Source organism: Nocardia sp. NPDC001965 (genome assembly GCF_053594175.1).
Genome location: NZ_JBSFDZ010000023.1, coordinates 36,744 through 54,457, shown reverse-complemented (window position 1 = coordinate 54,457; position 17,714 = coordinate 36,744). Strand labels below are relative to the sequence as shown.

General features: G+C 69.5%; 15 protein-coding genes. 9 read left to right on the top strand and 6 right to left on the bottom strand.

What is annotated here, in order from left to right; translation table 11 throughout:
- Window positions 1-52: 52 nt before the first annotated feature.
- The 3 genes from ACWCPQ_RS25945 to ACWCPQ_RS25935 form a co-directional block, all read right to left on the bottom strand.
- On the bottom strand, window positions 53-1,912 hold the full coding sequence (locus ACWCPQ_RS25945) for a Na+/H+ antiporter (protein ID WP_449903367.1): 1,860 nt from the start codon (window positions 1,910-1,912) through the stop codon (window positions 53-55).
- A gap of 113 nt (window positions 1,913-2,025) precedes the next feature.
- A complete protein-coding gene (locus tag ACWCPQ_RS25940) occupies window positions 2,026-2,925 on the bottom strand; it encodes a nucleoside-diphosphate kinase (protein ID WP_449903364.1) in 900 nt (299 codons plus the stop codon).
- A 13-nt stretch (window positions 2,926-2,938) separates the two neighbouring features.
- Window positions 2,939-4,444, bottom strand: coding sequence for a PEP-utilizing enzyme (locus ACWCPQ_RS25935; protein WP_449903362.1), 1,506 nt, complete (start codon window positions 4,442-4,444; stop codon window positions 2,939-2,941).
- A gap of 395 nt (window positions 4,445-4,839) precedes the next feature.
- Here ACWCPQ_RS25935 and ACWCPQ_RS25930 point away from each other — a divergent pair, with 395 nt between their 5' ends.
- From ACWCPQ_RS25930 to ACWCPQ_RS25920, 3 genes are all read left to right on the top strand, one after another.
- Window positions 4,840-5,538 (top strand): ESX secretion-associated protein EspG, encoded by a 699-nt coding sequence (locus ACWCPQ_RS25930; protein WP_449903360.1) that lies wholly within the window; start codon window positions 4,840-4,842, stop codon window positions 5,536-5,538.
- A gap of 80 nt (window positions 5,539-5,618) precedes the next feature.
- Window positions 5,619-5,993: a hypothetical protein gene (locus ACWCPQ_RS25925; protein WP_449903358.1), complete on the top strand. Its 375-nt coding sequence runs from the start codon at window positions 5,619-5,621 to the stop codon at window positions 5,991-5,993.
- A gap of 73 nt (window positions 5,994-6,066) precedes the next feature.
- Window positions 6,067-7,143 (top strand): hypothetical protein, encoded by a 1,077-nt coding sequence (locus tag ACWCPQ_RS25920; protein ID WP_449903356.1) that lies wholly within the window; start codon window positions 6,067-6,069, stop codon window positions 7,141-7,143.
- Window positions 7,144-7,150: 7 nt separating this feature from the next.
- Here ACWCPQ_RS25920 and ACWCPQ_RS25915 read toward each other — a convergent pair whose 3' ends face one another.
- The gene (locus ACWCPQ_RS25915; RefSeq protein WP_449903354.1) at window positions 7,151-8,512 is read right to left on the bottom strand and encodes a DoxX family protein; all 1,362 of its coding nucleotides are present in this window, start codon (window positions 8,510-8,512) and stop codon (window positions 7,151-7,153) included.
- Between the two features lie 246 nt (window positions 8,513-8,758).
- Here ACWCPQ_RS25915 and ACWCPQ_RS25910 point away from each other — a divergent pair, with 246 nt between their 5' ends.
- Window positions 8,759-9,559 carry an aminoglycoside adenylyltransferase family protein gene (locus tag ACWCPQ_RS25910; RefSeq protein WP_449903352.1) on the top strand — a complete coding sequence of 267 codons (801 nt, stop codon included), beginning with the start codon at window positions 8,759-8,761 and terminating at the stop codon, window positions 9,557-9,559.
- A gap of 54 nt (window positions 9,560-9,613) precedes the next feature.
- Here ACWCPQ_RS25910 and ACWCPQ_RS25905 read toward each other — a convergent pair whose 3' ends face one another.
- Complete coding sequence (locus ACWCPQ_RS25905; RefSeq protein ID WP_449903349.1) at window positions 9,614-10,351, bottom strand: SDR family NAD(P)-dependent oxidoreductase; 738 nt, start codon at window positions 10,349-10,351, stop codon at window positions 9,614-9,616.
- Between the two features lie 422 nt (window positions 10,352-10,773).
- Between ACWCPQ_RS25905 and ACWCPQ_RS25900 the strand changes: the two genes are divergently transcribed.
- Genes ACWCPQ_RS25900 through ACWCPQ_RS25890 form a run of 3 tightly spaced genes read left to right on the top strand, consistent with a single transcriptional unit; the run spans window position 10,774 to window position 13,579 of the window.
- Window positions 10,774-11,691 (top strand): ABC transporter substrate-binding protein, encoded by a 918-nt coding sequence (locus ACWCPQ_RS25900; RefSeq protein WP_449903451.1) that lies wholly within the window; start codon window positions 10,774-10,776, stop codon window positions 11,689-11,691.
- Window positions 11,688-12,743, top strand: a complete 1,056-nt coding sequence (locus tag ACWCPQ_RS25895) for a FecCD family ABC transporter permease (RefSeq protein WP_449903347.1) — start codon at window positions 11,688-11,690, stop codon at window positions 12,741-12,743. Before ACWCPQ_RS25900 ends, ACWCPQ_RS25895 begins: the two co-directional genes overlap by 4 nt.
- A 44-nt stretch (window positions 12,744-12,787) precedes the next feature.
- Window positions 12,788-13,579, top strand: coding sequence for an ABC transporter ATP-binding protein (locus ACWCPQ_RS25890; protein ID WP_449903449.1), 792 nt, complete (start codon window positions 12,788-12,790; stop codon window positions 13,577-13,579).
- Between the two features lie 76 nt (window positions 13,580-13,655).
- Here the strand turns inward: ACWCPQ_RS25890 and ACWCPQ_RS25885 are convergent, their stop codons facing one another.
- The gene (locus ACWCPQ_RS25885; RefSeq protein ID WP_449903345.1) at window positions 13,656-14,294 is read right to left on the bottom strand and encodes a TetR/AcrR family transcriptional regulator; all 639 of its coding nucleotides are present in this window, start codon (window positions 14,292-14,294) and stop codon (window positions 13,656-13,658) included.
- A gap of 217 nt (window positions 14,295-14,511) precedes the next feature.
- On the opposite strand from ACWCPQ_RS25885, the gene ACWCPQ_RS25880 reads away from it, so the two are divergent.
- Window positions 14,512-16,596: an ABC transporter permease gene (locus tag ACWCPQ_RS25880; RefSeq protein WP_449903343.1), complete on the top strand. Its 2,085-nt coding sequence runs from the start codon at window positions 14,512-14,514 to the stop codon at window positions 16,594-16,596.
- A gap of 205 nt (window positions 16,597-16,801) precedes the next feature.
- Window positions 16,802-17,689 carry a hypothetical protein gene (locus ACWCPQ_RS25875; protein WP_449903341.1) on the top strand — a complete coding sequence of 296 codons (888 nt, stop codon included), beginning with the start codon at window positions 16,802-16,804 and terminating at the stop codon, window positions 17,687-17,689.
- The last annotated feature ends 25 nt before the right edge of the window (window positions 17,690-17,714 follow it).

Below are 17,714 nucleotides of genomic sequence, written 5' to 3'. Positions count from 1 at the left end.
ACGCAGGCAGGACACCTCCAGCGAACCCGCGGCGCCCGGGCCGGGCCGGTGGCTAACCGAGCAATTCGTCGACGTAGCACCAGCGCCACGCTTCGCCGGGTTCCACACTCCGCATCACCGGATGGCCGGTCGACGAGTAGTGCCCGGCCGCGTGGTTACCCGGCGAGGAATCACAGCAACCGATATTGCCGCAGGTCAGGCACATGCGCAGATGGACCCAGGTCAGGCCCTCCACCAGACATTGCGCGCACACATCCGGCCGGTCCGATTCGCATACCAGCGGGGACGACCGCAGATGTGCGCAGTCCTCGGCCGAACCGCCCGGCACCGCCAGCGTCTCGACCCGGTCCTCGTCGTCGCCCTCGTCGAACCGGTCGATCATCGACTCCTCCAGGTCCAGCCGGGCCAGCACATGCTGGAGGATCTCGTAGTCCACGCCCCCGGCGTCGCGGACCCGCAGCACCGTCTCCCGTTCGGCACGCAACATCTCCAGCCGCAGCCGCCGGTACTCGGCGGTCGGGGTCGCCAGTTCGGATTCCGGGCGGCCGAGCCGCTCCCAGGCCGCGTTGGTCCGCCAGGTGACCCGGTCACGCAGCGAGCGCACCACATCTTCCGGGGTATCGGGGCCGACTGCCGCGTCGAGCGCGGCCAGTCCCGCATTCGACGCCTGGGTCAGCAGATTCGCCTTCTGCAACGCGTCCTCGGCGCGACTCGGCCCGCGCAGGCGCAAGCGCCGCACCAGCCACGACAGCGAGGTGCCCTGGAGCAGCAGCGTGCCCGCGACGACGACCAGCGCCAGTAGTTTCAGCACCGGCAGTTGTGGGGTGTCGGCGGGGAGCAGCAGGACCGCCGCCAGGGTCACCACCCCGCGCATCCCGGCCCAGGAGACCACTGTCGGATGGGCCAGCGGTTCCGGGGCGCGGCCGAACGCGCGCTCCAGGAAGGTCCAGCCGAACACCCACACCGGTCGCGCCAGCATCACCGCCAGCAGCACCGCGATCGCGGCCACGATCAGGGTGCCGTGATCCAATCCGCTCGCCCAGGCGTCTCCGACGATCGTGTTCACCTGCAAACCGATGATCAGGAAGACCGCGCTCTCCAGGATGAACTGCACCGTGCCCCAGTTGATGCGTTCGGCGGTCCGAGAGGCTGCGCTCTGCCAGACCGGTGCACCGTGCCCCAGGATCATGCCGCAGGTGACCACCGCGATGACGCCGGAGGCGTGGATCTCCTCGGCGGGCAGATAGGCCAGGAACGGCGCCAGGAAGGACAGGGTGGTGTCCAGGACCGGATCGGTGATCCGGCGGCGCAGCAGGGCCAGGGCATAGGCGACCACGATCCCCACTACCGCGCCACCACCGGCCGCGAGCAGGAAATCCCCGCCGGCATTCCACACCGATACCGCTCCGGCCGAGGCGGCGATCGCGGTACGCAGTGCCACCAGCGCGGTCGCGTCGTTGAACAGCGATTCGGCTTCCAGGATCGAGACGATGCGCCGTGGCATCCCGATCCGCCGCGCCACCGCGGTCGCGGCCACCGCGTCCGGTGGCGCGACCACCGCGCCCAGGGCGACGGCCACCGCGAACGGCACCGGCAGCAGCCACCAGACGACCGCGGCGACCGCGAACGTGCTGAACAGCACCAACCCCACCGACAGTGAGGCGATCGCACCGATATTGGCCCGGAAATCGACCAGTGAGGTGCGGATGGCCGCGGTGTACAGCAGCGGTGGCAGCAACCCGAGCAGCACCACTTCCGGCTCCAGATGCACCTCGGGTACGAACGGCAGATACGAGGCGGCGATACCGGCCAGCGTCAGTGCCAGCGGCTCGGAGATTCCGGCCCGGCGCGCCAGTGCCGCCACCGCCGCCGCCGACGCCACCAGGACAACCAGGCCGATCGCGATGTGCATCCGGGCATTGTCGCAGGTGAGCCGTGACCGTCGGCGAGCACCGGAGCCAGGTGCCCGGCCGGCGCCGCCCGGCCCGCCGGTCGGCCGCGCTCAGGAGGCCGGTAACCCGGTGCTCAGCCGGCGACACCCATGGGCAGCACGTCCGCGCCCAGGACGATCGCGGACCACGAGTCGATATCCAGTCCGGCGGTCAGGGCGCGGGTCAGGATCGCGGCGCAGGCGCCGGCCGAACCGGCGTCGAAATCCGCCGGGGCGGGCGCGCCCGCCCGATCCAGATCGCGCAGGATGCGGTCCAGTGCGACCGTCTTGTCGAAGGAGCGGCACGGCGTCCGGGCGTAGAGGCCGTCGGCGAGAGTCCGGGCGGCTTCGGCGCTGTCGGCGCCGGTGTAGGCGCGGGAGATGGCCTCGGCACGACGCTTCTCGGGGAAGTAGATCGCCAGTTCCCGCAGGACATCGGCCGGATCACCCGGGAGATGGACGGGGTCGAGTACCGCATTGCGCTGCCCGAGCAGATGACGCAATTGGCCCGGCCGCCGCTCGCGCGGGTCGTCCGGACCGGCGGCCCGGGCCAACCGGACCGGCGCGGGCTGCTCGCCGTCGGGCCCGGATACCACCAGCAGCATCGCTTCCGAGATCCCGGCCAGCAGATCGGTGAGCCGGCGCCGCTCCGGGGAGACGTCGTTCCAGCTGTAGCGCCACAGTGCGCGGATCAGATGACGGTCGAGTCGCACGGCGGCCGCGTCCACCACCCGGAAACCGTTTCCGGACAGCCATTTCAACGTAGGATCCACCGCCCGCGAGACGATCCCGCCCGGGGTGAGCAGTAGGAGCGAATGGCGGGTCGCGAAGCCCGCCGGATCGATCCGCATCCGCCGCAACTGTTCGACGCTTTCCAGCACATAACTGTCGTCGAGATAGGCGGCGGCCTTGTCCGGTGCCGGAGCGAGCGCACTCAGCAACTCCGGCAGCGGGAGGGGTGCCGCCGCGGGTCGCGCGGATTCGAGATCGGTCATACATTCCACCTCATTACGGGCCCACCCCCGACAACACCGTCACCGTACCCGCGGAACCGTCCACCCGGATCCGCATCCCGGTCCGCAATTTCGCGGTGGCCTCGGGGACCCGCACCACTGTGGGCACCCCGAGTTCGCGGGCGACGGTCGCCACGGCGGTGAGCGGGCCACCGTGTTCGATCACCAGGGCGGAGGCCGACGGCAGTGCGGCCACCAGGCCCGGGTCCGCGCTCTCGGTGACGAGAATCCCGGGAGTCGTATCAGGTAGCCGCCGTATCACCACCGCCGGACCCTCGACCACTCCCGCGGCGGACGCCGTCCCGGTGAGCGAATCACCGGTGCGGGCCGTCGCGATATCCGCGCGGGCCGCCCAACCCTGTTCGGCCAGTTCCATATCGGATACTTCCGCGCCCTCGGTGCTGAAACGCACCGGGGCGCACAGGCCTTCGGTGGCGGCCTGCGCATCCTTACGCGCCGCGATCGGAATCCGCAGATCCGGCATCGGGACCCGGTCGTAGCAACCACGTAGTTCCCCGGCGGTCAGATAGTCGATATCGCCCGGAGCGCGCAGGATTGCACGTGCGGCGAGATCGTCGCCCATCACCCGGATCATCGACTCGAGGATCGCGGCGGCGCGGGTCCGGCTCGACCGGACGAGTTCGCGGTGCGCGGCACAGCGGGCCGCGCGCACCCGCACCAGGTCGTACCAGCGGCGGCGGATACCGCCGAGCGTCTCGTCGAGGTAGGCGTCCGGATCGAATCCGGCGGCGTCCGGTCGCCCGGGCGGCGCGACGGCGGATCCGAGCGCCGCACTCGGCCGCACCGCGGCGTACCGGAACGGCCGCGGCGCCTGCGGCAGATAGGACTCGGTCAACGCCACTACGGCCCCCATGAGCGTGAGCTCCACGGCATCCAGCACCGCCAGCGGACCCCACAGCAGCACCAGTTCCCGGTCCAGCCGCCGATACTCCGCGTAGGCGTGTTCGCCGTGGACGTATTCGGTGGCCTCGTACCGGCGGCAGACGCGATCGAATTCGCCGCGGTACTCCCGCATCATCGTCTCGATCCGCAGCGCGCGGCGCAGGAAGGCACCGGTCGTCCGGATCCGCGACCGGATCCGGCGGGCCCGGGAATCGAAAGTGAAGGGCGACAGCGATTCCGCGACTTCCACCGGGACCGGATCGGTCGCGCCCAGCGCCACTTCGAGCGCTCTGCGGCTGAGCCGGTATCCCGGCGCGATACCCGCCAGCCGATACCAGTGCAGCAGGTTGCCGTACACCCGGCCGTGAAAACTGCCCAGCAGGTGGGGCGTCCACGAATCAGTCTGGTTCACTTGATCGTCGGGCACCCCGAGGGACCGGGCGTATTCCCGGCACATCCGCCCGAATATTCCGGCGGCGAGGGTGAAGGCCAACGGCGAGGTGATCCCGGGAAAGAGCTGCGCCACCGCGGCGTCGTCCCAGATCCGCGGCTCGCCCGGCGCTACCGGTTCGCCGGCGCCGCGGATCACGGCGGTCACGATGCCCCACTTCCCCCGGGCCGGAGCGGTTTCGCGCCCGGCTCCGGGCACCGCGCCGAACTCCGGGCGCCGGGAGCTGTTTGTCCCGGTAGTCGTCGCCCCGCGCCCGGCACGCACCGCGCATGGCCCCTGCCGCCGCACCGCGCCGCGATTCCCGTCTCGGTATCGTCAATCCCGAGCACCCGCAAGAACCGACCTCCAACCCGTTCACCGGAACAGGACACCGTTGTCCGTTCCGGACGAGTAAACCCGAGAAAGGCCTCGTCCACCGCGTATTCGGGGTTTGTGTCAGGCGAGAGAGAACCGGGTCCGCGCAGTGCCCGAGGTCAGGGCACTGCGAAGCAACCGATAGTCTGAGGTGGCCCGCGCAGGTTTCGGTGAGGATGTGATCCCGCGTGAGTTGGAGCCTGACCCCCGACGAGTTCGCGCATGTATGGCGCCGAGCCGACCTGGACCGGATCCCCTATCCGCTGCGGGTACTCGAAACGCCGCGCACCGAGCGCGATGCCCGGCTCCTGCGCGCCGAACTCACCCAGCGGTTCCCGGCCGACCCCGATCTCGAGGCCTGCCTGCGTATCCTCGCGCTCCCACATACCCGGGTCATCGCCATCGGCGGCCCCGCGGAACCGGGCCGGGAGCTGCGGATCTTGGGCTGTGTCGTCCACGACAGGGCGGTTCTGGCCGTCCAGGCGCCCGGACGTACCCGGGAATTCGGTGGACCGGTCCAGCTCTCCATCGGGCACAGCGGCAAACTCGGCGCCCGGCTGGCGGCGCTGCTGCCGAAGGCACCCGCCGGTCGTTATCCGGCCCGGACCGCCTCGGCCGCGGCGGTCCGCGATACCGAAACCGTCATTCAGGAGGAACGGGCCGCGCCGCTGATCCGGAAACTGCTGTACGCCCCGCACGCCGCCGACGGGCACATCCGGATCGAAGCGCATCTGGATCGGCCGAATCCGCCGCCGCCGCTGCACTACACCTGGCTCGATGTCGAGAACGACGGACGCTATCTGCTCAAGGCCGACGAGAACGTGCACATGGTGCCGGCCTCCGCCGAACAGCTCGCCGCGCATCTGCAGAAACGTATTCCCGTCTGATCCACGATCGCCCCGGACCGGCTGCCCGGACCACCGGTTGCGGCTACGCTGGGCGTGACCGACGGAGGGGTACGCCAGTCATGAAGATCGAAGACAGTCGAGCCGAGATCGTCCGGTTCCGCCAGGCAGCCCATGCGGGAACGGTCAAGTTCGATCCGGAAGCCGCACGCCGTTGCGCGGAACTCTACGACCGCCAGGCCGACCGGCTCATCCATCTCCGGCAACGGCTGGCGGATGCGTCCGATCCGCACGGGTTCGGCGGTCTGATCTCCGCGGCGCAGTTGCAGGCCGGATTCGGGCACAAGGCCCGCGACGCCGCGGCCCTGCTTGACCATTACATCGAAGCGGCCTACCGCATGAAAGAAGCGTTTCTGGTCAGTGGCGGGCTCTACGACGAAGCCGACGCGGCGAACGCCGCCGCGGTACGCGCTGTCGAAACAAGGCTCGAACGCTGATGCGATTCTGCGCTACCCCCGTCTTCGCTACGGCCGCCGCGGGCCCCATGTCATCTGCGTCGAGGGAGGTTCGGTGAACGGCACGGATCCCGATTACATCAGCGCCATGGAGCATTTCGAAGCCATGCGCCACGAGGACATCCACCGGGCCACGCAGCAGATCGATGCCGGTGAGATCCTGCGGATCTCGGGTACCTGGATCCACGCCGCGACCACCCTGCAGACCTCGCTCCCGCTGACCCGGGCGGGCGCGGACCGGGTGATGAACGCGATGGAATGGGACGGCGAGGCCGCCGACGCGGCGTTCGCCAGCACCCGGAGTTTCGCCGATTCGGTGGAGGAACTGGCCGGGGTACTCGGTCAAGTAGGGCTACGCCTGGGCGCGGTGGCCGCGGCCGCGGAGGCGGTGAAGATCGCGGTGGTTCCACCCGGCGATTCCGGCCCGGTCGGCGCACTCGCCCGGTTGCTGGAGGCGGCCAAGGTGATCGATGCGCAGATGGTGCAGGAGGTACTGCGCCAGGAAGCGATCCTCACCATGAACATGGTCTACAAACCCGCCTATCTCGCCGCGGGCACCGCGGTGCCCGCGCTTCCGGTACCGCCGGAGGCGCCCGGTCCGCTGCCGCCGCTCGGCCCGCCACCCGCACCCCGGGCGCAGGTCGACTCCGCCGTCGGTGTGGATTCGGCGCCCACACCGGACGGTTCGGATTCCGCGTCGCCCCGGCCCGACGAGAGCGCTCCCGATTCCGGTGCCCCGGCCGATCCACCCGCACCGCAGCACGGTTCCGGCCCGGCGGCGCCCTCGGTCCCGCCGGCTCCGGAGAACTCCCCCGCGCCGCCCCCGGAGCCGCCACGACCGCCCGTGCCGGAGGTCCCGGAACCGACCGACCGCTCCTCCCCGCCACCTGCACCGGCCGAGCCCGCACCTGCGCCACCTGCCCGGCCGCCCGCGGCCGAGCAACCACTGGCTCCGCCCACGGCACCGGCGCCACCGGAACCCCCGGCAGCCTCCGAACCCCCGGCGCCACCCGCGCCGAACCCGACCGCGGTGCCGCTCTCGGATCCGGCCGGCCAGCCCGGTATCACCGGCCCGGTACCCGGTCAGCGCGCGCCGGACCAGCCCGGTGTCATCCCACCGCCGCGCCCATGAACACGGCCTATCGGCCCGGATAGTCCTGTACCCAGTGGAACCGGGGACCGTTCAGCGGAAAGCCGCCGGGATCGGTGGCCCGCAGGCTTACGATCACCGGTCGGCCGTTCAACTGCCCGTCCAAGCGCAGCACATCGGGTTCCGGCCGGGCGACGGTGAAGTTCGCGATCGTCGTGCTCGCCGCGCCCGGGGCCGGTGGGCCGGTGACGGTGAGGCTGTGCGCCGGACCGTCGAACTGCGCCGGCGCCGATATCAGCGTCCCGTCCATCCGCTGCCAGGTCACGACGCCCTCGGTCTCGAAGATCAGCCGCTGCCAACGGGTCTCGTCGGTGAGCAACGGCGGTACCGGTCGCCCGTCCATACGGAACTCGGTAACCTCCCAGAGCCCGTACAGCTCCGGTTTCCGGGCCCCGCCGCCGTAATCCTGCCAGCTGAACCAGCCGAGTACCGCCACACCCACGACCAGCCACAGACCGATCGCGGCCTGGGCGAATCCGGCGATCCGCGCGGCTCGGCGATTCGTGAACAACGGCGGCGCAACCGCGGGGTCGGCGCGCCGGGCGAGCAGGAAGAAATCCGCGAAACGACGGGCCTGCGGGGCCAGCAGGATCAGCGAGAAGACCAGCAGATGGAACGACAGGATCTTGACCGGCACATCGAAGGTCATATTCAGCACGAAGACCTGCGCCATGCTCACCACAGCGAGCATGGCCCCGAGGGTGGCGGTACGCGGTACCAGCAGTAGTAGACCGGCGGCCAGTTCTGCCACTCCGAGCAGGATCTCGTAGACCGGGGCGCTGCCCACCTGTAGCCACAGCACCGTCATCGGCGTGAACTGCCCGTAGGGCTGGACGAGCGCCGAGAACGGGGGTGGCGGCATCTGGGTGGGTACCGCTTTGGCGATCCCGTAGAACAGCATCTGCCCGGCGAGGCACAGCCGGAGTCCGGTCAGACACCACGCGGCCGCTCGTGGGTAGGCGGCCCGCCGACGGTCGAGCACCGACCAGAGCACTGCCGCGACGGCCGCCACGACCAGCACGCCGAAAACCATCAGCCAGATGATCGCCTGGTCACCGCTGCCGGAGTTCCGGTGGAGTTCGGCGTCGATACCGAATACCGACTGCCCCAGCCATTTCAGCAGCGGTTCGGCCGCGATCAGCGGCCACATCGGTGCGGTGTCGGGCAGGAATCGGTGGGCGAATCCGGTGAAGACGAACAGGATCTGTCCGATCATCACGCCGAACAGCAGGCAGTAGACCACGCCGAACCGGAAAGCGAACCGGGCCGCGAACGGCCAGCGCGCGGTCGCCTCGGGTTCGGCTTCGACGGGTGTCCGCCCGGATCCGGCCACCGTTTGCACCGCGTTCACACCCGCACCTCACTGTCCGACTGGTCGATACCCGGCCGGCCGAGCCGCCCCTTGTCCTCGAACCTAGAGCAGCACCCCGACACTGCGCCTCCGTGACAACCCCGATTCCGCTGTCCTCCCTACGCACGACTCCGGTACCGAGGCGATGGGTATTTCGGACTACGCCACAGCGGACCGGGACTTTCCGTCGCTGGTTCGCGACGTACCGCCCATGCCGCGCGGCCGGCGGCTGCCTACAGTGGATCGGTGACCACGCCCGCGCCGGAGCCGCCACCGGAAGCCACCCCGATCGCCCGGATCGTGCTCGAGCTGCTCGGCGACGATCTGCTCGGCCTGTATCTCCACGGATCCGCGGTATCCGGAGGTCTGCAGTACGACAGTGACCTGGATTTCCTGGCGGTCACCGCCGCGCATCTCGATCCGGCGGTTCGAGATCGCCTGTCCGGCAGCCTTCTCCAGTGCTCGGGGCGTTGGCCGCGGTCGGGTCCGGATCGCCCGGTCGAACTGACGGTGGTCGTGCGCGACGATATCGTTCCGTGGCGTTTTCCGCCGCGGGCGGAGTTCGTCTACGGCGAATGGCTGCGGGCGGAGTTCGAGCGAGGCGATATTCCCGCCGCCACCGCCGATCCCGACTTGGCAATCCTGCTCACCGCCGTGCGTTCCTGGTCGCTGACCCTGGCCGGGTCCCCGGCCCACCGGATACTGGATCCGGTGCCGCCGGACGACCTGATCCGGGCGATCGCGCAGAGCCTGCCCACGCTGACCGGCAGTGTGGCGGGCGACGAGCGCAATGTCGTGCTCACTCTCGCGCGGATGTGGATCACCGCGGACACCGGGACGCTGGTGTCCAAAGCCGTAGCGGCACAGCGCCTCGCGCCCCGGCTGCCGGCCGAGCACGCCGAGGTGCTGCGCCACGCCCGGGACGGCTATCTCGGTGTCGAGGCGGACGACTGGGCCCGGCACACCGAGGCAGTCGAATCCTTCGTCCGCCACGCTAGGTCTGCGATCACGGCTGCCTGCGCCGCGGCGCGACCCCGGGACCGTTAGCGCGTCGATGCCTCGGCCGGGGATCCAGCTCCGGATACCCGCCCCCGGCTACTCCTACCAGGCGATGGGGCCGTTCGCACCGACGAAGGCCCCGTCGGCGGGCGTATCCGCCGCCTCCGCCGCCGCGAGAACGACAGCAGCGGCCTGCTCCGGTGTGGTCGGCGCGTCGGCCGCCGCCGGGGCCAGTTCGGTCGCGACGAAGCCGGGGCATACCGAGATCACCCGGACGGCGGTATCGGCCAGGGTTTTCGCCAGCCCCACCGTGATGCTGTTCAGGGCCGCTTTCGAGGCCTGGTAGCCCGGCACCACCATCGAGTAGTACGCCGAGTCCGGGTTGCGCTGTTCGGTGAGCGAACCCATCTCGGTGGAGATATTGACGATCCGTCCCGCCGGAGCCCGGCGCACCAGTGGCAGCAATGCCTCGATCACATTGGCGGGACCGAAGGTGTTGGTCATCAGCGTCTCGGTGAACGCGCCGGGGTGCGCGAAGTTCACCGTGCCCGTCGCGGTCGCCTCGGGCAGGATGCCTGCATTGTTGACGAGCACATCGATGTGCTCGTACCGATCGGCGATCGAATCGCGTAGGCACCGCGCACTGTCCACCGAGCACACGTCGAGGAGTTCGCCCTCGGCCGCGAGTCCCTCGGCCCGCAGTTCTTCCACAACTGCCGCCACGGCCCGGTCGCGGCGCCCGGTGACGATCACCCGGTGACCTTTCCGGGCGAACGCCGTCGCGGTGGCACGTCCGATTCCGCGGGTCGCCCCGGTGACCACCACGATCTTCTCCGACATATCGATCCTTTCGCGATTCCGCTGTTACTCCATGAGCATCCGTGAGCGCACCCCGGGCGTGCTGGCAGAAAATCGCCGTCGCGTTCGCCGTCACCGCACCACGGGATGAGCCGGACGTAGGTCCAGTTCACCGGCGGGATAGCATGACCGCGGCCGCTCTGCGGTCGCGGCGCGGTGAGGGAACCCGGTGGGAATCCGGGACTGGCGCGCAACGGTGACACCTGTGCGGTGAAGTCCGATCACTCACCCGCCGAGCTCGGTTCCGGCCTCGCGCACAGGCCCAGACGCAAGGAGTCCACGCCGTGACGCGGTCCATTCCACTGACGGTGACAACCATCGTCTGCACGCTCCTACTGGCCGGATGCGCCGGTACGAACAGCTCCGGCGATACGGCGGAATCCGCCGGTGGCGCCGGTTATCCGATGCGGATCGGCAACTGTGGGACCGAGGTGACCGTGGACGCGCCGCCGCAGCGGGCCGTGGCGCTCAACCAGGGCTCGGCCGAGATCCTGCTCTCACTCGGCCTGGCAGACCGGATGGTGGGCACCGCCACCTGGACCGACCCCGTACGCGCGGATCTCGCCGCCGACAACGCGCGGGTGCCGCGGCTGGCCGAGAACAAACCCTCGTTCGAAGTAGTGCTCGACAAGGAACCGGACTTCGTCTCGGCATCGTTCGGCGGCACCCTCGGTCCCGGCGGGGTGGCCGAACGTGAGCAGTTCGCCGAGCTGGGGGTCCCCACCTATCTGTCGCCGACCGACTGTGCCGGCAAATCCGATCTCAGTGTGAACGCCGACGGGGCCCGCACCGAACCGCTGACCATGGATTCGATCTACCGCGAGATCCGCGAACTGGCCGCGATCTTCGATGTGCGCGAGCGCGGCGAACAGTTGGTCACCGGCCTGCGTGACCGCTACGACACCGCGGCCGGGCGAATCGCGGCGACAGGGGTGTCGCTGGCGTACTGGTTCGCCGATACCTCCACACCGTATGTGGCGGGCTGCTGCGGCTCCTCTGGGATCATCACCGACGCGGTAGGCGCGAAGAACATCTTCGACGACACCACCGACGAATGGCCGCAGGTCAGCTGGGAGACCGTTCTCGACCGCGACCCGACCGCCCTGGTGCTGGCCGATCTGAGCCGCCGCAGTCTCGCCGGGGACGCACTGGACAGCAAGATCTCGTTCCTGGAATCGGATCCGGTGACCGCGAAACTGTCCGCGGTACGCGATCGCCGCTACATCGTGGTCAGCGGAGCCGACCTGAACCCGTCGATCCGGACGATCGACGGTATCGAGAAGGTGGCGGACGCCCTGGAGCGGTGGGGCCACGGCTCGTGAGCCGGGCAGAGCCGGCACTCACCACGGCCCGGGCGGTTCGCGTACCGGCGACAGCCGCGCTGGTCATGTCCGGGCTGGTCGTGCTGGTCGCGTCGATGGCCTTCACGATCACCGTCGGACCGGCGGACCTTTCGGTGGGCGAGGTGTACGCCGTGGTGTTCGAGAAGCTGGGGGTCGGCACCGCCGGCGTATCACCCATCCGGGAGGGCATCGTCTGGCAGTTACGACTGCCGCGCACGCTGCTGGCCGCGATCTGCGGGGCCGGCCTGGCGGTCTGCGGGGTGGTCATGCAATCACTGCTGCGCAACCCGCTCGCCGACCCGTTCGTGCTCGGTATCTCCTCCGGTGCGTCCACCGGCGCGGTGATCGTTGCCGTACTGGGTGTGGGCGGGGGCCTGGTCTCGCTGTCCACAGGGGCGTTCGTCGGCGCCCTCGTATCGTTCGTACTGGTACTGGTGCTGGCCGCGGGCGCCGGCGGCGGCACCGCGAAAGTGGTGCTGGCCGGTGTGGCCGGGACACAGTTGTTCTCCGCGCTCACCTCGTTCATCGTGCTGTCCTCGGCGGATGCCGAGCGCACCCGCGGAATCCTGTTCTGGCTGCTGGGCTCGCTGGCGGGCGCCGGTTGGACCGACGCGGGTACCACCGCCGCGGTCTGCGCCGCCGGGACGGCGCTGTGCTGGTGGTACGCCTCGGCGCTGGACGCGTTCACCTTCGGCTCGTCGGCGGCCGCCACGCTCGGTGTCGCGGTCGGCCGGACCCGGCTGCTCCTCCTCGTGACCACCGCTCTCATGACCGCGGTACTGGTCAGTGCCGCCGGCGCGATCGGTTTCGTCGGCTTGGTACTCCCGCACGCCGCGCGCTTTCTCGTCGGCCCCCGGCACAGCCGGTTGCTCCCGGTTTCCGCGGTACTGGGCGCGGTTCTGCTGGTCTGGGTCGATGCGCTGGCGCGTACGGTTTTCGCGCCGCAGGAGGTCCCGGTCGGTGTCGTCACGGCACTCATCGGGGTGCCGGCGTTCGCGCTTCTGCTGTTCCGCACCCGGAGTACGCCGTGACGGGAACACGTGACGACCGTCCCGCGGCGCCTGCCGGAGTACGCGTGGAGCATTCGTCGACACTGAACGCACAGCACCTGTGCTGGTCCCGCGGCGGCAACCTCGTCGTGGACGATGTGACCGTTCGCCCCGAACCCGGGCAGACAGTCGGTCTGCTCGGGCCGAACGGATCGGGCAAATCGTCGTTGCTCCGGCTGCTGGCCGGTATCTCGCGGCCGGACCGGGGCAGTGTCACGCTCGACGGTACCCCCCTGCACCGACTGGGCCGGCGGCCGCTGGCCCGCCGGGTCGCGATGGTCGGCCAGCACGCACACACCGATATCGATATCACCGTGCGCGATGTGGTGCGCCTCGGGCGCATTCCGCACCGCGATCTGTTCGGCCAGGACACGGACGAGGATCCGGCGATCGAGCGGGCGCTGCGTGCCACCGATCTCATCGGCCACGCACGGCGCCCGTGGAGCACCCTGTCCGGCGGCGAACGGCAGCGGGCCCAGATCGCGCGAGCCCTGGCGCAGGAACCCGGCGAGCTACTGCTCGACGAGCCCACCAATCATCTCGATATCGCCCACCAGCTCGATCTTCTCGAACTGGTCACGCGGCTGCCGGTGACCACGGTCGTCGCCCTGCACGATCTCAATCTCGCCGCCATGTTCTGCGACCACGTCCTGGTCCTGGACCGGGGCCGGGTCGCCGCCCACGGCACGCCCGCCGAAACGCTCACCGAGCAGCTCGTCCGGCAGGTGTACGGCGTGCCCGCGACCATCACGATCGACGACGGTGTCCCGGTCGTTCGCTATCGGCGGTCGGCACCGGACCCTCGCGTCACTCCCTGACCGAGCCGGCCCCGGGGCGCGCCGGCCCGGTGTCGACCGGAAAACACGGGGCCACAGTGGTTTCCCGCGCGCGGGATCACAGCCCCGAGAAACCCGGATGACTGACCGGCGCGCTCAGCAGGCCCGCGCACGCGTCGGTGAGGAAATAGCCGAGCGCCGTCCACTGTGCGGGTTCGGTTCCGGCGCCGACCCGCGCCTCGTACTCGGCACAGATATCGGTGACCATCCGGGCGACGATCCGTTCCCGTCCGGACTGGACCGTCGGCGGAACGGCCGACAGCAATTCGTCGATTCGCGCGATGATCTGCTCGGAAACCCGGTCGGAGCGGGCGGATTCGGCGAGCATGCCGGCGGTGGACGGTGTGGTGGCCAGCTGCCGCTGGAACCTGGCCCGCCAGGTCGGGCCGGGCAGCTCGGCGATATGGCCGGTGACCGGCAGGATCAGACATTGCAGATATTCCGCCAGACCGGGTTCGGGCGGCAGTTCGGCGAACAGTCGCGCGCGGATCCGGCCCACCGGTTCCCGGTAGCGCTCGACCAGCGCGCGGAGCAGTTCGTCGCGGCCGCCGAAATGGTAGGCGACAGCGGAATGGTTGGACTGCCCGGCGTGTTCGGCGATGCGCCGGTTCGACACCGAGTCGATGCCGTGGGTCGCGAACAGTTCCTCGGCCGCATCCAGTAGCGCCTGTCGCGCCAGCTCACCACGCCGTCCCACTGTGTCTCCTCGTGCCGTCGAGCCGTCCATATCTTCCGATATCCGCCTGCGAGCAGTATCACAGCACACCGATCGGACCATTTTAAGTCAAGTGGCGTAAATTGGGCCACATCCCCGGTGAGCGGTGTGCGGGCATCGATGACGCCACCCCGCCGCTCCACGCCACCGCACCGGTCCGGACCGCCGGCCCGGACCGGCCACAACAAGGAGTACGTCGGTGACCGCTGCCCCGACCGAGACCGCGAGTCCGAACACGGACCCGGACCGACCGGAGAAAGACCGGCTCGCCCGGGAGAAGAAGGAGAAGATCGGCCGCGTCGTCGGCATGTTCGTCTTCCCGTTCCTGATGGTCTCCATGATGATCACCGGCTATCTGGCCGCCATGCACGCGCCGGCGCCGAATGATATGCCGGTCGCCGTGGCCGGACCGGGAGCCGCCGAATTCGCCACCGCGCTCGAACGGGATCAGGGTGCGGCCGTGGACGTCCGGGTCGCCCGCAGCGCCGAGGAAGCCCGCGCGCTGGTATTCGATCGCGAGGTCACCGGCGCGACTGTCCTGCCCGACGCCGGAACGAACACAGCGGTGATCTACACGGCGAGCGCCGCCGGCGCCTCCCAGGCGTCCACCGTCGGGCAGGTGCTCTCCGCGCAGATCATCACCGGCGAACTACAGCCCCGCACCGAGGATCTCGCACCGTTGCCCGGGCACGACACCGCCGGCATGTCCGTCATGTTCATGACCACGGCACTCATGTTGGCCGGATACATGCCGCTGAGCCTGATGTTGTCCTCGGCCCCCGAACTGTTGCGCTTCCGGCGTTTCGTCCCGCTGCTGGCGGGCTGGGCGGCACTCATGGCGGGGCTGGTCTGGACGGTGGCCGGTCCGATTCTCGGTGCGGTCGAGGGACATACCGCGGAGATACTCGGAATCGGCTGGCTCGCGGTGTTCGCCGTGGGATCGGTGCAGTTCTTCCTCACCCGGATCCTCGGACCGCTGGCCGTCCTGGTCGGCATGCTGTTCCTGATGGTCTTGGGTGTCCCCGCGTCCAACCTGGGCATGTCGGTGTTCACCCTGCCCGGGCTCTACCCGCTGCTGCACGGATTCCTGCCCACGCCCGCGACGGGTGAGGCGTTGCGTTCGGTGGTCTATTTCGGGGGTAACGGATCGGCCGGTCATCTGATCGTCCTGGCCGTGGGCGCGGGCCTGGCACTGACGGCGACGCTGGGTATCGACGCGTTGCGGCGGCGCCGCGATCCCGCGGCCGCGCTACCCGACCGGACCGTCGAATCCCTGCTCCCCGGGCCCCGGCCGCGCACCCGGGTGCACTACGCGCTGCTGGCGTTCTTCCCGTTGGCGATGGTCGGAATGATGCTGACCACCATGCTCGGTGCCATGTATCAACCGGCGCCCGAGAAGATGCCGGTCGCGGTGGTGGCCGCCACTCCGCAGCTGGCCGACCAGGTAGTCGGCGGCCTCGAACAGAACATGACCGGGCTGTTCGAGTTCCGCGCGCTGACCGATACCGCGCAAGCTCGCGAACTGGTTCGCGATCGCACGGTCTCCGCCGCGTATGTGCTGCCCTCGGCGGGTAGTCCGCACGCCACGCTGATCACCAACGAGGCCGCGGGAATTAGCCAGCAACAGGTCGTTCGGACCGTATTCGGCCAGGTGGCGGCGGGTCAGCAGGTACCGCTGGAAACCGAGAACGTGGCCGTCCTCGCCGATACCGACACCATGGGCACGGTGAGTATGTATCTGGCGATGGGCTGGATCATGGCCGGGTTCATGATCATCGTCGTCGGCTCGACCGCGGCACCGATGGTGATGGGTCTGCGCACCCTGCTGCCGATCCTGGCCGGCTGGGCACTGGCGATGTCGGCCGTGGTCTGGGTCATCGCGGGACCGATCGTCGGCGCGATCGAAGGACATTTCCTCGCGCTCACCGGAATCGGCGCGGCGGCGATATTCAGTACCGCGCTGTTCACGACGATTTTCGTCCGTGTTCTCGGCATGCTCGCGGTATTGCCGGTGATCGCGGTACTGATGTTCCTGGGCGTACCGGCCTCCAACGGCGCGATGTCGATCTACCTGGAACCGCAGCTGTTCCGGATGCTGCACGAGGTACTGCCGATGCCCGCTGCGGTCGAATCGGCCCGCTCCATCCTGTACTTCGACGCGGATATCGTGGGCACCCATCTCACGACCTTCGCAGTCTGGGGCGTGATCTCCCTGGTCGTCGTGGCATTGATCGACCGATTCCGGCCACGGCCGGCGCTCGCGCCGGCCGCGGCCGAATCCTGAACCGCGCAACCGCCGCCCGGCGGCGAGTTGCGCCGCGATCGCCCGGCGGTGGGCGCGGGCCTGCCGCCGCCGGGCACATGTGGCCGGGAAACCGGTTCGGGCGATGGCGCACAAACGCCACCGCCGGTGTGCGAGTCGGAGTTGCCCTCCGATTGCCGATATCATCGCAGGCGCCCGATCGAATCCTGAAGTACAGGTAGTACCGATGACACGCCAGCCGCACACTGTATCCCCCGATATACCGAAGGTCGTCGAGGGGCCGGACGCGGTGGCCGACCCGGGCACGACGCCGGTCCGGAACTATTTCCCGCCACCACGCGAACTGCGCGGCAATCTGAACGGCTGGACCTATCCGGCGGTGTTCCTGGTGGCCGTCCTCGCCACTTTCCTCCTGGCCCAGGCGGCACTGGCCCTGGATTCCGGCCAGCCGCTGCAACCGGCCATCCATATCGCCGCGGCCGCCTGGATCGCCTCCTATCTGCCGATGCTCTCGGCGACCTCACGCGGCCGGTCACGGATCCGGATCGAGGGCGCGCGGTTCGGATGCGACCAGGACGCCCTGGTCGTCCGCCGTTCTCTCGGATACGAGGTCGCGCTGGTGGTCTGTTTCCTCAGCCTGGCTGCCCTGTGCGCGATCTTCGGGATCGGCACCTGGACCGGCACACTCACCCTGAACCCACAGCCACCGGTTCCGCCGTGGGCGGCGTCGGCCGCCGCCGGCGCGGTCCTGCTCTACCTCTGCCTGTACGCCCGGCGACCGGAGATCCGCCGCCTGGTGCTCACACCGATGCATATCGTGCTGCCCACCAAGACATCGGTCGCGAACATGGTCAGCTGGACCTCGATCGAGAAAATCGAGGTGGTCTCCCGCAACAACTCCAAGGGCACGATCCGGATCTCGCGCCCCGGCCGGAAGCCGGGCCGCAGCGTCACGAAACGGATCCACGCGGAGAAACTCTCGATCGGTTCGGCGGCCACCTACTGGCTGATCCGCTTTTACCACGAGAACCCGGACCTACGCGTCGAACTCACCGACGAGCGGGCCGCCGAACGGTTGCGCACCTACGCGGTAGTTCCCGAATTCGGAAGCTGAAGCTCGAGGCCCGAGCATCCGGATG

Bases quoted from the DNA above. Each gene is read 5' to 3' on its own strand.
- ACWCPQ_RS25945 (WP_449903367.1), bottom strand. From the start codon at position 1,912: ATGCACATCGCGATCGGCCTGGTTGTCCTGGTGGCGTCGGCGGCGGCG.
- ACWCPQ_RS25940 (WP_449903364.1), bottom strand. From the start codon at position 2,925: ATGACCGATCTCGAATCCGCGCGACCCGCGGCGGCACCCCTCCCGCTG.
- ACWCPQ_RS25925 (WP_449903358.1), top strand. From the start codon at position 5,619: ATGAAGATCGAAGACAGTCGAGCCGAGATCGTCCGGTTCCGCCAGGCA.
- ACWCPQ_RS25905 (WP_449903349.1), bottom strand. From the start codon at position 10,351: ATGTCGGAGAAGATCGTGGTGGTCACCGGGGCGACCCGCGGAATCGGA.
- ACWCPQ_RS25900 (WP_449903451.1), top strand. From the start codon at position 10,774: ATGCGGATCGGCAACTGTGGGACCGAGGTGACCGTGGACGCGCCGCCG.
- ACWCPQ_RS25875 (WP_449903341.1), top strand. From the start codon at position 16,802: ATGACACGCCAGCCGCACACTGTATCCCCCGATATACCGAAGGTCGTC.